Source organism: Bradyrhizobium betae (assembly GCF_050632175.1).
Taxonomy (GTDB): domain Bacteria; phylum Pseudomonadota; class Alphaproteobacteria; order Rhizobiales; family Xanthobacteraceae; genus Bradyrhizobium; species Bradyrhizobium betae_B.
Genome location: NZ_CP192576.1, coordinates 4,132,455 through 4,146,675, shown reverse-complemented (window position 1 = coordinate 4,146,675; position 14,221 = coordinate 4,132,455). Strand labels below are relative to the sequence as shown.

Genomic DNA, 14,221 nt, shown 5'->3' with positions numbered 1-14,221 from the left:
CTCTTATGGGTCTTTCGGCACCGGCGCGTCGTTCAATCGGTTGATTTGCAGACAATGGCGGTGGAAGTATGAAGCTTGATTTTCCCAATGCAATTGCCACTTTTGTGAACAGTCTCACAGTTCCCGCCCGGGATTTCCAGCGTTCATATGGCATTCACCTTTCAGGATATGGTCGAGGAAGCACGCCTGTCGACCCGGGCGCTGATCGACTATGGCGAGCATTTCTTCAATCCCACGGTGCGGCTCGGCGTCACCGGCCTGTCGCGGGCCGGTAAAACCGTGTTCATCACCGCGCTGATCCATGGCCTCACCCGCGGCGGCCGGTTTCCGGTGTTCGAGGCCTATGCTTCGGGCCGGATCGCGCGGGCCAATCTGGCGCCGCAGCCCGACGATGCCGTGCCGCGCTTTGCCTATGAAAGCCATCTGCACGCACTGATCGAGGAACGGCTCTGGCCGAGCTCGACCGTCGACATCAGCGAGTTGCGCCTCGTGATCGACTATCAGCGCCCGAATGGCGCCGACCGCACCCTGACGCTCGACATCGTCGACTATCCCGGCGAATGGCTGCTCGACCTGCCGCTGCTGCAAAAGAGCTTTGAGCAATGGTCCACTGAGAGCCTGGCGCTGTCACGCGAGGCGCCGCGCGCGCACGTTGCCGCGGAGTGGCACGCGCATCTTGCAACGCTCAAGCCCGAGGCCCGCGAGGACGAACAGGCCACGCTCACGGCGGCAAAGCTGTTCACCGACTATCTGCGCGCCTGCCGCGACGAGCGCTTCGCGATGAGCCTGCTGCCGCCCGGCCGCTTCCTGATGCCCGGCAATCTCGCAGGCTCGCCGGCGCTGACCTTCGCGCCGCTCGACGTGCCGATCGACGGGCAGGCACCGGAAGGCTCGCTGTGGGCGATGATGGTGCGCCGCTACGAGGCTTACAAGGACGTCGTGGTGCGGCCGTTCTTCCGTGATCACTTCGCCCGGCTGGATCGCCAGATCGTGCTGGCCGATGCGCTCGCCGCGTTCAACGCGGGACCCGAGGCGCTGCACGATCTCGAAGCCGCGCTCGCCGGCATTCTCGACTGCTTCAACATCGGCCGCAGCACGATCCTCTCCAGCCTGTTCCGCCCGCGCATCGACCGCATCCTGTTCGCGGCGACCAAGGCCGATCATCTGCATCATTCGAGCCACGACCGGCTCGAGGCCGTGCTACGCCGTGCGGTCACCCGTGCTGTGACGCGCGCGGAAGATACCGGGGCGCAGATCGACGTCGTCGCGCTCGCCGCTGTGCGCGCCACGCGCGAAGCGCAGGTCGCGCATGGCCGCGACAAATTGCCGTCGATCCTCGGAACGCCGGCCGCTGGCGAAAGCGCGGGCGGCGAGTTCTTCGACGGCAACACCGAGGTCGCGACCTTTCCGGGCGATTTGCCTCTGGATCCCGAGGCGCTCTTCAACGGCACGGATACGTTCCGCGGTCTGTCGACTGAAACCGCCGGTAAGAGCGACTTCCGCTTCCTGCGCTTCCGTCCGCCCAGGCTCGAACGCGTGGGCGCGGACCAACCGACGCTGCCTCACATCCGCCTCGACCGGGCCCTGCAGTTCCTGATCGGAGACAAACTGTCATGAACGACCGATCCACGCCACGGCGGCCGGCGACGTTCCGGCTCGACGATCCCGGCGTCGTCGTCACCGAAGCCGACGAGGCGGCGCGACTCGGCCGCACCACGATCCAGATCACGCCGGAGCACGATCCTCAGGCGCTGCCGGTGCCGATCGAGGCCACGCTGCCGGCGCGGCGCGGTTTTCCCTGGGGCGCACTGTTCTGGTCCGGGCTCGCCGGACTGACGCTGCTCGGCACCGGGCTCGGCGTGGTCCATCTGATCGAGGATCTGTTCGCACGCAGCGAAACGCTCGGCTACGTCGGAATTGCCTTTGCCTTCGTTACTGCGCTGGCGCTTGCGGTCGTGATCGGGCGCGAGGCCGTCGGGCTCGCACGCCTTGCGACCATCGAGAAGCTGCATGCGCGCGCCACCGCAGTGCTTGCCAGCGACGACCGCAAGGAGAGCCGCGTCATCGTGCAGGATCTGCTCAAGCTCGCGCACCTGAACCCGCAGCTTGCGCGCGCCCGCGCCACGCTGGAGAGCCATACCGACGAGATCATCGACGGCGCCGACATGATCCGGCTCGCCGAACGCGAATTGATGTCGCCGCTGGATGCGGAGGCGCGGCGGCTGGTCTCGTCAGCCGCGCAGAAAGTCTCGATCGTCACGGCCGTGAGCCCGCGCGCGGCGATCGACGTGATGTTCGTGTTCGTCGCCGCGCTGCGGCTGATCCGCCAGCTCGCTTATCTCTATGGCGGCCGGCCCGGCGCGCTCGGCATGATCCGCCTGCTCCGCCACGTCATTGCCCATCTCGCCATCACCGGCGGCATGGCCGCGAGCGACAGCCTGGTGCAGCAGATGCTCGGCCACGGCATCGCGGCGAAGCTGTCGCAGCGGCTTGGTGAGGGAATCCTCAATGGGTTATTGACGGCACGGCTGGGATTGGCAGCGATCGACGTCACAAGGCCACTGCCCTTCGCGGCGCTGCCGCCGCCGAAGCTGTCGGATCTGGCGACGGATCTGTTGCGGAAGAAGGAGGATGAGGCGTAGCGCTATCCGCGGCCTCGGTGCCGTAGGGTGGGCAAAGGCGCAAAGCGCCATGCCCACCATCTTTCCAATACTCGACAAAAGACGTGGGCACGCTTCGCTTTGCCCACCCTACGATACTGTGGTCGAGAGTAGAGCTATGCGAGCTCTCGTTTCTCGAACTCCCCCGCCAGCACCTTCCACCAGAACAACGGCGAGTCCTTTGGCGGCGACAGCTCCGGGGTCCAGCCGCTCAGTTTTTCGATCGCATAGGTGTCGATCACGAGACCGCGCCAGCGGCGCTCGACCTGGCCAAGATGCTCGCGTTTGGCGGGGATCGCATCCCAGACCGGAGCACGATCGTCCGGCTCTCGGCCGATATAAATGCCGGCGTGGCCCCTGATCCTGTCCATGCCGGGATCGGCAAACTCCTGGAAGCGGCCGCGCTCGTTGATCTCGATCACGGGAACGCGGCCCCGAAACAGCCAGCGCATCATGGCGTAAGTGCGATAGTCCGTAGTGGCGATCCAGGTCGCGCCGGTCTCGTCGAGCGCGGCTTGCGCACGTGCCGCGACCTGCTCGTAGCCGGCTTCGGCGCCGATCGGATCGATCTTGCCGAGAAGATTCCAGGGCGCGGCGACGTAATAGAGGAACACGATAACGACGAAAGCGATACCTGAGACGACGGCCGTGTTGAGCCAGAACAGGCTCGACCGGATCAACCGCGCCGACCGCTTTTCACGCGACAGCATCACGAGGTTCACCGCCGCGGCGGCGAAGCCGACCGGCCACATGAACATCGGCCAGGTGTCGCCGACCCTCAACGTCGTCGATTTCGCGAGGAAATAAAGGAACGGCACCAGCACCGCGGTGGACAACAGGATCGCGACCGGCTCGCGTGCGCGATAGCCGCGCCATGCTGTCGTGACCAGCCCGGTCAACACCACCGGCAACATCACGAAACCGACCAGTCCGAATTGCAGGCCGATGTAATCGCCGATCGTCCGTAGCGAAATGCCGTAATTGGCGGTGGCGCGCACGCCCTGGAAACGGAACGAGGCCCAATCGTGCTGCGCGTTCCAGATCAGCACCGGCGAAAACACCGCGATGGCGACCAGCACGGCCACGTAAGGATAAGGGCTGCGCAGCCAGCGCCAGCGCCAATCCGGCACCAGCAGGAACGCAGCGACCGCCGGCGCGAACATGATCGCGGTGAATTTCGACAGCATCGACAGGCCGGCGAACAATCCGGCCGCCAGCCACCAGCGGCCGTCGCCACTCTGCGCCAGCCGCACCAGCGACCACATCATCGCCATCGCAAACGGGATCATGGCGACGTCGGGCGCGACCTTGGCCATCAGCAGGCCGTAATAAAGCGCGGCCTCCGGCATCAGCACCGCGAACATGACCGCGCGCGCATCATTGGTGAGGCGGCGGACGATGTCGGCGAGCAACAGTTGCGTCACCAGCATCGCGACGATGCCTCCAAAGCGCACACCGAGCGTGGTGTCGCCGAAGATCGCGGTGCCCACTCGGATGAACCATGCGATCATCGGAGGATGATCGAGGAAGCCGAGCGCTGTCTCTTTCGACCAGGTCCAGTAGTAGGCCTCGTCGGTGCGCAGCTCGATCGCTGAGGCGTAGACGATGCGGAGCAGCGTCATCGCCGCGATCACGAGCGCAGCCATGACGAGGAGACGGCGCGCGGCGCCGCCGGGGGCGTGGTGATGTCGGAAGCTGTCGTCACGGCCGCGCTTTTCGCCAACCTGGGAGGGGAGTCAATGCGGGCAGCCGCGCATACCGCTGTCGCGCATGTGATCGGGCCCGCGCTCACCCACCCGGAATGAAACACCGGGCTGGCTGTTCTCCTTCATGAACTGATACAACCGAATCATGGCCACCACCGCCCTCGCACAATTGTCCGAACTCCTCCGTGCGACCAGCGCCCGCCAGGTGCGGCTGGTCTGCGGGATCATCCTGTTCGCTTACGTGGTCAGCCATTTCCTCAACCATGCGCTCGGCAATATCTCGGTCGACGCCATGGAGGTCGGGGTCATCTACCATACCCTGTTCTGGCAGTTCCTCCCCGTAGCACTCGTGTTCTACACCGCCGCGCTCATCCATATGGGCCTGGGCATCTACGCGCTGTATCAGCGCCGCCAGTTCCGCTGGCGGACGATCGAGCCGCTCCAGCTCGTGCTGGGGCTGAGCATACCCGCCCTCGTCATGGCGCATGTGATCGGGGTGCGGCTCGGTCAGACGCTGTACGGACACGAGAAGCTGTATCCGCAGGAACTCTATCTGTTCTTCGTCGCGGCGCCTGGCCGGCTCTGGCTGATGACGACCCTGCTCATCATCGCCTGGATCCATGGCTGCATCGGCGTCTATTTCTGGCTCCGTCTCAAGCCGTTCTTCGTGCGCGCCGCGCCTTATCTGCTCTCGGCCGCCGTACTGATCCCGACATTGGCACTGCTCGGCATCTACCAGGGCGGCCGCAGCGTCGCGATCGAGGCCGACGATGGGGAGTGGCGCACGCACAACCTGGCGCGCCGCCAGGTCGGCACAGTCGCCGAGGCCGACACGCTCGACCGCATCGCCGGCGGCCTCACCATCGGTTATCTCGGCCTGCTCGCCCTGGCGTTCGCGGCGCGCGGCGTGCGCGCCTTGCGCGAACGCCGCGCCGGCATGATCGCGCTGTCCTACGGCAACGGCAAGACGGTGCGCGTGCCCAAGGGCCTCTCCGTGCTGGAAGCAAGCCTGCGCCACAATCTGCCGCATGCCAGCGTCTGCGGCGGCCGCGCCCGCTGCTCGACCTGCCGCATCCGCGTGATCGGCGACCATGCCGCCCTGCCCGAGCCAACGCAGCGCGAGGCTTTCGTGCTCGCCCGTGTCGGCACCGCCGATCCCTCGATCCGGCTCGCCTGCCAGTTGCGGCCGGAGACCGACCTCTCCTTCTTCCAGCTCTTCATGCCGCAGGCAGTGTCGGCCGACGCGCATGCCTCGGCGCCGACCCGAATCGGCCAGGAGCGCTATCTCGTCAGCCTGTTCGTGGACATGCGCGGCTCGACCCAGCTCGCCGAGAAACGACTGCCGTTCGACACCGTCTTCATCGTCAACCGCTTCCTCGGCGCGGTGTCGCAGGCCGTCATCGAGCACGGCGGCCAGCCGAACCAGTTCGTCGGCGACGGCATGTTGGCGCTGTTCGGGCTGTCGGCCGATCCGCAAGACGCCTGCCGGCAAGCGCTGAAGGCGGCCAGCAGCATCGCCGCGAACATCGACGAGCTGAACCGGCTCCTCAGTCATGATCTGCGCCAGCCGATCCGTTTCGGCATCGGCATTCACGGCGGCGAGGTCATCGTCGGCGACATCGGCTATCGCGATCACATCGTCTTCACCGCGCTCGGCGATGCCGTCAACGTCGCCGCCCGCCTCCAGGACATGACCAAGACGCTGGCCTGTGAAGCCATCGTCTCGGAGGAAGTCCGCCGCACCGCCGGCCTTGCCGACGATTCGCTGCCGCAGCAGGACGTCGCGATCCGCGGCCGCGACGAACCGATGGCCGTGCGCGTGGTTGCGGATGCGAGGGAGTTGTCGGGGCTGGTCGATCGCGGGGCGCACGCTGCCGCGTAACACCGGCTTGTTGCAACGCAACGGCATGGGGCTGCTGCGAAAGCACGAATTGACTTCATCCCGATCGTTGCGGCAGATGAGCGCAGGGTTGCGGTGATGACCGCGATCCAACGAAAAGCTCCGGGAGGAGACCAGAATGTTCGATCGACGCGACCTGCTCAAAGGAGCGGGCTTGGCCGCCGTTGCGGCCACACTGAATTCCACCAAAGCGCTGGCCCTCGACACCGTCACGCTTCCGTTTGCCAATGGCGAGCGGCCGCTGGTGAAATATCCGCAGAAGCGGCCGATGATCGGCCTGACCAGCCGTCCACCGCAGCTCGAGACGCCGTTCGCTGTGTTCGACGACGGCCCGATCACGCCGAACAACGCGTTCTTCGTGCGCTACCATCTCTCGGACATCCCCTACAATCTCGACCCCGACAAGTTCATGCTCGAGGTCAAGGGCAAGGTCGACAAGCCGTTGAAGCTGTCGCTGAAGGACATCAAGAAGATGAAGGCGACGGAGATCGTCGCCGTCAACCAGTGCTCCGGCAACAGCCGCGGCCTCGTCGAGCCGCGCGTCGCCGGCGGCCAGCTCGCCAACGGCGCCATGGGCAATGCACGCTGGCGCGGCGTGCCGCTGAAAGCGGTGCTGGAGATGGCGGGCGTGCAGAGCGGCGCCAAACAGGTCACCTTCAACGGCATGGACGGCCCGGTCAGCGACAAGACGCCTGATTTCGTCAAGGCGCTCGATCTCGAGCACGCCACCGACGGCGAGGTCATGCTGGCCTATGGCATGAACGGCGAGGATTTGCCGTTCCTCAACGGCTTCCCTCTGCGCCTGATCGTACCCGGCTATTACGGCACCTACTGGGTCAAGCACCTCAACGAGATCACCGTCATAGACAACGTCTTCGACGGTTTCTGGATGAAATCAGCCTATCGCATTCCGGATACGCCGAACAATGCGATCGAGCCCGGCACGGCGCCAAAGGCAACCATCCCGATCAACCGCTTCACCATCCGCTCCTTCATCACCAGCGTTCCCGACGGCGCGAAGCTGAAGGCGGGACGAACAACGCTACGCGGCATCGCCTTCGACGGCGGCAAGGGCATCAAGGACGTCGCGGTCTCCACCGACGGCGGCAAGACCTGGACCAGCGCCAGGCTCGGCAAGGACCTCGGCAAATACTCGTTCCGCGAATGGAAGCTGCCGGTGAAGCTCGCGGCAGGCAGCCACGAGCTCAAGGTCCGCGCCACTGGCAATGGCGGCGAGACGCAGCCGGATACGCCTCGCTGGAATCCCGCGGGTTATCTGCGCAACGTCGTCGAAACCACGCGCGTCACCGTGGCCTGAGGAGAATGATCATGCAGCGCACCGTTCTCCTCGCCATCGCAGTTGCGGCCGGCATCAGTGCCGTGACCGCGGCGCCCGTCAACTACCAGCTCCCCAACGAGGTCGCAGCCTTCAAGCCCGGCCCCAATCTCGAAGTCGTGCAGGGCAATTGCACGGCGTGCCACTCGGCCGACTACATCGCCACGCAGCCGCCGATGAAAGACAAGAAGGGATTCTGGCAAGCCGAGGTGACCAAGATGATCAAGGTCTATGGCGCGCCGATCGACGATGCCGATGTCGGCAAGATCGTCGATTATCTGGCCGCGACGTATTGACGGCTGGCTTGCGGCGCGCGGGCCGATTGACCGCGAAACGGGCAAAATAGGCAAAAACGCCGCGAAGTTGAGCGGAATTCGGCGAAAGGCCAATGTGGTTTGATCTATGAAGGCCGCAACATTCCGCGTATCTTATTAGGACCGAACCGGCCGGTTGGCGGGGACTGGCGGTTCGAGATCTCGGAGGAAGACCCGCGGAGAAGTCGTGATGGCTAAAGGTACGGTCAAGTGGTTCAACCCGACGAAGGGTTATGGGTTTATCCAGCCTGCGTCGGGTGGCAAGGATGTGTTCGTGCATATCTCGGCAGTGCAGAAAGCCGGCCTGTCCTCGCTCAACGAAGGACAGACGGTGGAATACGAAGAGATCGCAAACCGGGGCAAGACCTCCGCAGAGAACCTCAAGGTATAAGCCCGACAGCCTATGCTGCCTCCCGCATTGAACCGGGAGCGGGCCAAGAAAATTTCAGAAGACGGCAAGTGCATTCGACGACGGGCGTTGCGACTGCACGAGGATAGCTATTTTGCCTTTGAAGACCGCTCGTTCAACGCCGCAGCAATGACAATCGCGACAGCATTTCGTTACTCCACCGGCAACGGTGCGTCGCGCTTGATCTCTTCCATCACCGCATAGGTCCGCGTCTCGCGCACCCCCGGCATCGACAGCAGGGTCTCGCCGAGAAAGCGTCGATAGGCGGTCATGTCCGCAAGCCGTGCCTTCACAAGATAGTCGAAGCCGCCTGCAACCATGTGACACTCCAGCACCTCGGGCGCGAGTTTCACCGCACGCGCGAACCGGTCGAAATTGTCGGGCGTGGTCTTGTCGAGCAGCACCTCGACGAACACGAGTAAACCGAGGCCAAGCCGGTGCGGATTTAGCCTCGCCCCATAACCCTCGACGAAGCCCTCACGCTGCAGGCGCTTCAGCCGCTCGCCGATCGACGTCGGCGACAGCCCGATGCGCTCGGCAAGCTCGACATTGGCGATTCGCCCGTCCTGCTGCAGAATCGCGAGGATCTTGCGGTCGATTCGATCGAGTTCCATATTTTATCCGGCGATTAGACTCATGAGGTTAAGTTCCTAAGGCAATATGGCTAACTTGTCTATCGAACTACGGTCACACCGGCTTTATCCTGAGTTCAGGTCACAGGACACGCCCCATGCCGAACATCCCGCCTCCCTTCACGGCCCCCTACGCACCCGATGATTCCGAGATCGCCGCGCGCCTCTTGCCGGCGTCGCATCTCAGCCCGCCGCAAGAGGCGCGGATCGACCGCACCGCGATGCGGCTGATCGAGGCGATCCGCGAGCGCGAGGACCGGTTCGGCGGCGTCGAGGACATGCTGCGGGAGTTCGCGCTCTCGACCAAGGAGGGCCTCGCCCTGATGGTGCTGGCGGAGGCGCTGCTGCGCGTGCCCGACGCGCGCACCGCCGACCGGTTCATCGAGGACAAGCTCGGCGAGGGCGATTTCATCCACCACGAGACCAGGTCCACCGCCTTCCTGGTCAACGCCTCGGCTTGGGCGCTCGGCCTGTCGGCACGGGTGATCCAGCCCGGCGAGACGCCGGACGGCACCATCGGCCGGCTGGTGAAGCGGCTGGGCGCACCGGCGGTGCGCACCGCCACGCGCCAGGCGATGCGGCTGATGGGCAATCATTTCGTGCTGGGCGAGACCATCGCGCAGGCGCTGGAGCGGGGCCGACCGCGCCCCGGCCAGAAGCCGCGCTACTCCTTCGACATGCTCGGCGAAGGCGCGCGCACGGCGGCCGACGCGACGCGCTATTTCGACGCTTATGCCAGCGCGATCGAAACCATCGGAAAGGCGGCGGGCAGCCAGCCCCTGCCCGAGCGGCCCGGCATCTCCGTCAAGCTCTCGGCGCTGCATCCGCGCTTCGAGGCGGTCAGCCACGCCCGCGTGATGCGCGAGCTGGTGCCGCAACTGCTGGACCTCGCGCAGCGCGCCAAGGCGCATGACCTCAACTTCACCGTCGACGCCGAGGAAGCCGACCGGCTGGAGCTGTCGCTCGACGTGATCGCGGCGACGCTCGCCGATTCTTCGCTTGCCGGCTGGGACGGATTTGGGCTGGCGATCCAGGCCTATCAGAAGCGCGCCAGCGCCGTGATCGACCATGTCGATGCGCTCGCCCGCGTCCACGATCGCAAGCTCATGGTGCGGCTGGTCAAGGGCGCCTATTGGGACACCGAGATCAAACGCGCGCAGGAGCGCGGGCTGGACGGCTATCCCGTGTTCACGCGCAAGGCGATGACGGATCTGAACTACGTCGCCTGCGCAGCAAAACTGCTCGCCCTGCGGCCGCGCATCTTCCCGCAATTCGCCACCCACAACGCGCTGACGGTCGCGACCGTGCTGGAACTCGCCGGGGACATTGGCTGCTTCGAATTCCAGCGCCTGCACGGCATGGGCGAAGCGCTCTACGAGCAGCTTGTCAAGGATCACCCTGACATTGCCTGCCGTACCTATGCGCCGGTCGGCAGCCATCGCGATTTGCTCGCCTATCTGGTGCGGCGGCTCTTGGAGAACGGCGCCAACTCGTCCTTCGTGGCGCAGGCGGCCGATGATCGTGTGCCTGTACCGGCGCTGTTGCAGCGTCCCGCGGATGCCATCGTCCGGCCGCAAGCGGCGGCGCATCCGAAGATTCCGCTGCCGTCCGATCTGTTTGCGCCGGAGCGAGCCAATTCGCGCGGTGTCGAATTCGGCGCGCGTGCCGCGCTCGACCAGTTGCTGACGGACGTCAAGGCGGAGACGGCCGACCTCAAGCCGATCGCGGACGTAACGCCGGATCAGGCCAGCGCAGCGGTGGCTGCTGCGCGCGCGGGCTTTGCCGCCTGGAGCCGGACGCCGGCGGGCACGCGCGCGGCCGCGCTGGAGCAGGCTGCGCGTTTCCTGGAGAGCCGCGGCGCGCATTTCATCGCGCTGCTGCAAGCCGAAGGCGGGAAGACGCTCGACGACGCGCTCTCCGAGCTGCGCGAGGCCGTCGATTTCTGCCGCTACTATGCCGCGCAGGGCCGCAAGCTGTTCGGCAGCGAGACGGCGATGCCGGGGCCGACCGGCGAAAGCAATGCGCTCGCCTTGCGCGGCCGCGGCGTCTTCGTGGCGATCTCGCCGTGGAATTTCCCGCTGGCGATCTTCCTCGGCCAGGTCACAGCCGCGCTGATGGCCGGCAACAGCGTCGTGGCAAAGCCCGCCGAGCAGACCCCGCACATCGCGCGCGAGGCCGTCGCCCTGCTGCACGAGGCCGGCATCCCCACGAGCGCGCTGCATCTCATCACCGGCGACGGAAGCATCGGCGCGGTGCTGACCGCACACCGGAATATCGCCGGTGTTGTCTTCACCGGCTCGACCGAGGTGGCGCGCACCATCAACCGGACGCTCGCCGCCAAGGACGGGCCGATCGTGCCGCTGATCGCGGAGACCGGCGGCATCAACGCCATGATCGCGGATGCCACCGCTCTGCCCGAGCAGGTCGCCGACGATGTCGTGACGTCCGCGTTCCGTTCCGCTGGTCAGCGCTGCTCGGCGCTGCGGCTGCTTTTCGTGCAGGAAGACGTCGCCGACCGCATGATCGAGATGATCGCCGGCGCTGCGCGCGAACTGAAAATCGGCGATCCCTCCGATGTCGCAACCCATGTCGGCCCTGTCATCGACATGGAGGCCAAGCAGCGGCTCGATACGCATATCGCGCGAATGACGGCCGAGGCGAAGCTGCACTTTGCCGGCACCGCGCCGGAAGGCTGCTTCGTCGCGCCGCACATCTTCGAACTCAAGGACGCCGGCCAGCTGACCGAGGAAGTCTTTGGCCCGATCCTGCATGTCGTGCGCTACCGCGCCGAAAACCTCGAGCGCGTCCTGACCGCGATCGAGCGCACCGGCTACGGGCTCACGCTCGGCATCCACTCCCGCATCGACGACACGGTCGAGGCGATCATCGACCGGGTCCAGGTCGGCAACATCTATGTCAACCGCAACATGATCGGCGCCGTGGTCGGCGTGCAGCCATTCGGCGGCAACGGCCTGTCGGGAACCGGTCCCAAGGCCGGCGGACCACACTATCTGTCGCGCTTCGCGACGGAACAGACCGTGACGATCAACACCGCCGCCGCAGGCGGCAACGCGGCCCTGCTTGCGGGGGAGGCGTGAAGCCCTGCGCCTGACGCCGTTGCATCCCGGCAAAACATCGGTCTAATGCTCCCATGATCTGGCCCGCGCCAATTCCAGCGCGCGGGAAACAACAAGAGCGAGGGAGCGACGCCGCGATGGAAAAGGGCATTTTTGCAGGCCTGAAGGTTCTGGACTGCGCGAGCTTCATCGCAGCGCCCGCGGCCGCGACCGTGCTGTCGGATTTCGGCGCCGACGTCGTCAAGATCGAGCCGCCCGGCGCCGGCGATCCCTACCGCAATCTGCCCAACATTCCGGGCTATCCGAGCAGCGAGCATAATTTCGCCTGGCTGCTCGAGGCCCGCAACAAGAAGAGCATCGCGCTCGACCTCGCGAAGCCCGAGGCGCAGGCCGTGCTCTACAAGCTGGTGGAAGAGGCCGACGTCTTCATTACCAACATGCCGCCGCCGGTGCGCGCCAAGCTCGGCATCACCTATGACCACCTCGCCCATCTCAACGACCGGCTGATCTACGCCTCCTTCACCGGCTATGGCGAAAAGGGCGAGGAGGCCAACAAGCCCGGCTTCGACAGCAACGCCTATTGGGCGCGCTCCGGCCTGATGGACCTCGTCCGCGCCGACACCGACACCACGCCGGCCCGCTCGGTTGCCGGTATGGGTGACCATCCCTGCGCCATGGCGTTCTACGGGGCCATCGTCACCGCGCTCTATCAGCGCGAGAAGACCGGCAAGGGCTCGCATGTCGCTTCCAATCTGATGGCGAACGGGGTGTGGGCCGCGAGCGTGCTGGCGCAGGCAAAGCTATGCGGCGCCAAGTTCGCCGAGCGACGACCGCGCGAGCGCGCGCTCAACGCGGTCGCCAACCACTATCAATGCAAGGATGGCCGCTGGCTGATCCTGTCGCTGCTCAGCGAGGAGAAGCAGTTTCCCACGCTGGCCAGGTGCCTTGGCCGCGAGGACCTCATCACCGATCCGCGTTTCGCCACCAAGGCCGATCGTCACGCCCGCTCGGTCGAGCTGATCAAGATCTTCGACGAGACCTTTGCGACCAGGGATCTCGCCGAATGGCGCAAGCTCCTCGACGGCAACGGCCTCGTGTTCGGCATCGTCGGCATTTTGGACGACATCCCGAACGACAAGCAGATGCTCGACAACGAGGTGCTGGTGCCGTTCGAGAACGACACCATGCTCACCATCTCCAGCCCGATCTGGATCGACGGCACCAGGAAGGTCCAGCCGCGCAAGCCGCCCGGCGTCGGCGAGCACAGTGACGAGATTTTGCGCGGGGCGGGATACGACGAAGCCGCGATCAAGCAGCTGCGGGGTTCGGGGGCGGTAGGGTAGGAGCACACCGTCCTAACCTCGTCATTGCGAGCGCAGCGAAGCAATCCAGAATCCCTCCGCGGATGCATTGCTGGATTGCTTCGCTGCGCTCGCAATGACGATGCCGAACGATCTCGCTATAACTCACGCCTGCTTCCCGCCTCGTGAGGTCCCATGCCCAGCTACCGCCTGCATTACTTTCCCGAATCCGGCAACAGCTACAAGCTGGCGCTGATGCTGACGCTTTGCGGCGAGACGTTCGAGCCGGTGTGGACCGATTTCGGCGGCGGCGTCACGCGCACGGCGGAGTGGCGCAAGGCCGTCAACGAAATGGGCGAAATTCCCGTGCTCGAGATCGACGGCCTGAAGATGACGCAGACCGCGCCGCTTCTGCTGCAGCTCGCCGAGCAGTACGGGCAGTTCGGCGCCGAGACGGCGGAGGAAAAATTCGAGCTGCTGCGCTGGCTGTTCTGGGACAACCACAAGCTCACCGGCTACATGGCGACGTACCGCTTCATGCGGGCCTTCACCGAGAAAAACGATCCGCAGGTACTGAAGCATTTCCGCCGGCGGCTCGAGGACTTCCTCGGCATCCTCGACGGGCACCTGCAGCACAATGCCTTCGCGATCGGCGCGCGGCCGACGGTCGCCGACATCTCGATGATGGCCTATCTGCACTATCCGAGCGACGAGCACGGTTTTGATTTCGCGGCGAGCCATCCCGCCGTCCACGCCTGGCTCGGCCGCATGGCCGCACTCCCCGGCTGGAAGCCGGCCTATGATCTGCTGCCCGGCAAGCGGATGACGAACTACGCGACGTGATGGTGCTCGCGCCAAACTCTCGATGCCGTCATGGCCGGGCTTG

The 14,221-nt window shown here is 65.4% G+C and carries 10 protein-coding genes and 1 pseudogene; 9 read left to right on the top strand and 2 right to left on the bottom strand.

Annotation, left to right across the window (positions count from 1 at the left end):
- Positions 1 to 147 precede the first annotated feature (147 nt).
- Positions 148 to 1,617 (top strand): YcjX family protein, encoded by a 1,470-nt coding sequence (locus ACQ86E_RS19975; RefSeq protein WP_431201439.1) that lies wholly within the window; start codon positions 148 to 150, stop codon positions 1,615 to 1,617.
- Positions 1,614 to 2,642 carry a YcjF family protein gene (locus ACQ86E_RS19970; protein ID WP_431201438.1) on the top strand — a complete coding sequence of 343 codons (1,029 nt, stop codon included), beginning with the start codon at positions 1,614 to 1,616 and terminating at the stop codon, positions 2,640 to 2,642. The genes ACQ86E_RS19975 and ACQ86E_RS19970 overlap by 4 nt, the downstream gene beginning before the upstream one ends.
- 134 nt (positions 2,643 to 2,776) lie before the next feature.
- Here ACQ86E_RS19970 and ACQ86E_RS19965 read toward each other — a convergent pair.
- Positions 2,777 to 4,365 (bottom strand): annotated as a pseudogene (locus tag ACQ86E_RS19965) (glycosyltransferase family 39 protein).
- A 146-nt stretch (positions 4,366 to 4,511) separates the two neighbouring features.
- Between ACQ86E_RS19965 and ACQ86E_RS19960 the strand changes: the two are divergent.
- The 4 genes from ACQ86E_RS19960 (at position 4,512) to ACQ86E_RS19945 (ending at position 8,307) form a co-directional block, all read left to right on the top strand.
- Entirely contained in the window at positions 4,512 to 6,248 is a 1,737-nt protein-coding gene (locus tag ACQ86E_RS19960; RefSeq protein ID WP_431201437.1) for an adenylate/guanylate cyclase domain-containing protein, read from the top strand.
- A gap of 136 nt (positions 6,249 to 6,384) precedes the next feature.
- Positions 6,385 to 7,584 carry a molybdopterin-dependent oxidoreductase gene (locus tag ACQ86E_RS19955; RefSeq protein WP_431201436.1) on the top strand — a complete coding sequence of 400 codons (1,200 nt, stop codon included), beginning with the start codon at positions 6,385 to 6,387 and terminating at the stop codon, positions 7,582 to 7,584.
- 11 nt (positions 7,585 to 7,595) lie between these two features.
- On the top strand, positions 7,596 to 7,898 hold the full coding sequence (locus ACQ86E_RS19950) for a cytochrome c (RefSeq protein ID WP_431201435.1): 303 nt from the start codon (positions 7,596 to 7,598) through the stop codon (positions 7,896 to 7,898).
- 208 nt (positions 7,899 to 8,106) lie between these two features.
- Complete coding sequence (locus ACQ86E_RS19945; RefSeq protein ID WP_008134691.1) at positions 8,107 to 8,307, top strand: cold-shock protein; 201 nt, start codon at positions 8,107 to 8,109, stop codon at positions 8,305 to 8,307.
- A gap of 170 nt (positions 8,308 to 8,477) precedes the next feature.
- On the opposite strand, the gene ACQ86E_RS19940 is transcribed toward ACQ86E_RS19945, so the two are convergent.
- A complete protein-coding gene (locus tag ACQ86E_RS19940; RefSeq protein ID WP_431201434.1) occupies positions 8,478 to 8,939 on the bottom strand; it encodes an Lrp/AsnC ligand binding domain-containing protein in 462 nt (153 codons plus the stop codon).
- A 116-nt stretch (positions 8,940 to 9,055) separates the two neighbouring features.
- Between ACQ86E_RS19940 and putA the strand changes: the two genes are divergently transcribed.
- The 3 genes from putA to ACQ86E_RS19925 all read left to right on the top strand — a co-directional run bounded on the left by putA (position 9,056) and on the right by ACQ86E_RS19925 (position 14,178).
- Complete coding sequence (gene putA, locus ACQ86E_RS19935; RefSeq protein WP_431201433.1) at positions 9,056 to 12,055, top strand: bifunctional proline dehydrogenase/L-glutamate gamma-semialdehyde dehydrogenase PutA; 3,000 nt, start codon at positions 9,056 to 9,058, stop codon at positions 12,053 to 12,055.
- Positions 12,056 to 12,171: 116 nt separating this feature from the next.
- Positions 12,172 to 13,377 (top strand): CaiB/BaiF CoA transferase family protein, encoded by a 1,206-nt coding sequence (locus tag ACQ86E_RS19930; RefSeq protein WP_431201432.1) that lies wholly within the window; start codon positions 12,172 to 12,174, stop codon positions 13,375 to 13,377.
- A gap of 153 nt (positions 13,378 to 13,530) precedes the next feature.
- Entirely contained in the window at positions 13,531 to 14,178 is a 648-nt protein-coding gene (locus ACQ86E_RS19925; RefSeq protein WP_431201431.1) for a glutathione S-transferase family protein, read from the top strand.
- The last annotated feature ends 43 nt before the right edge of the window (positions 14,179 to 14,221 follow it).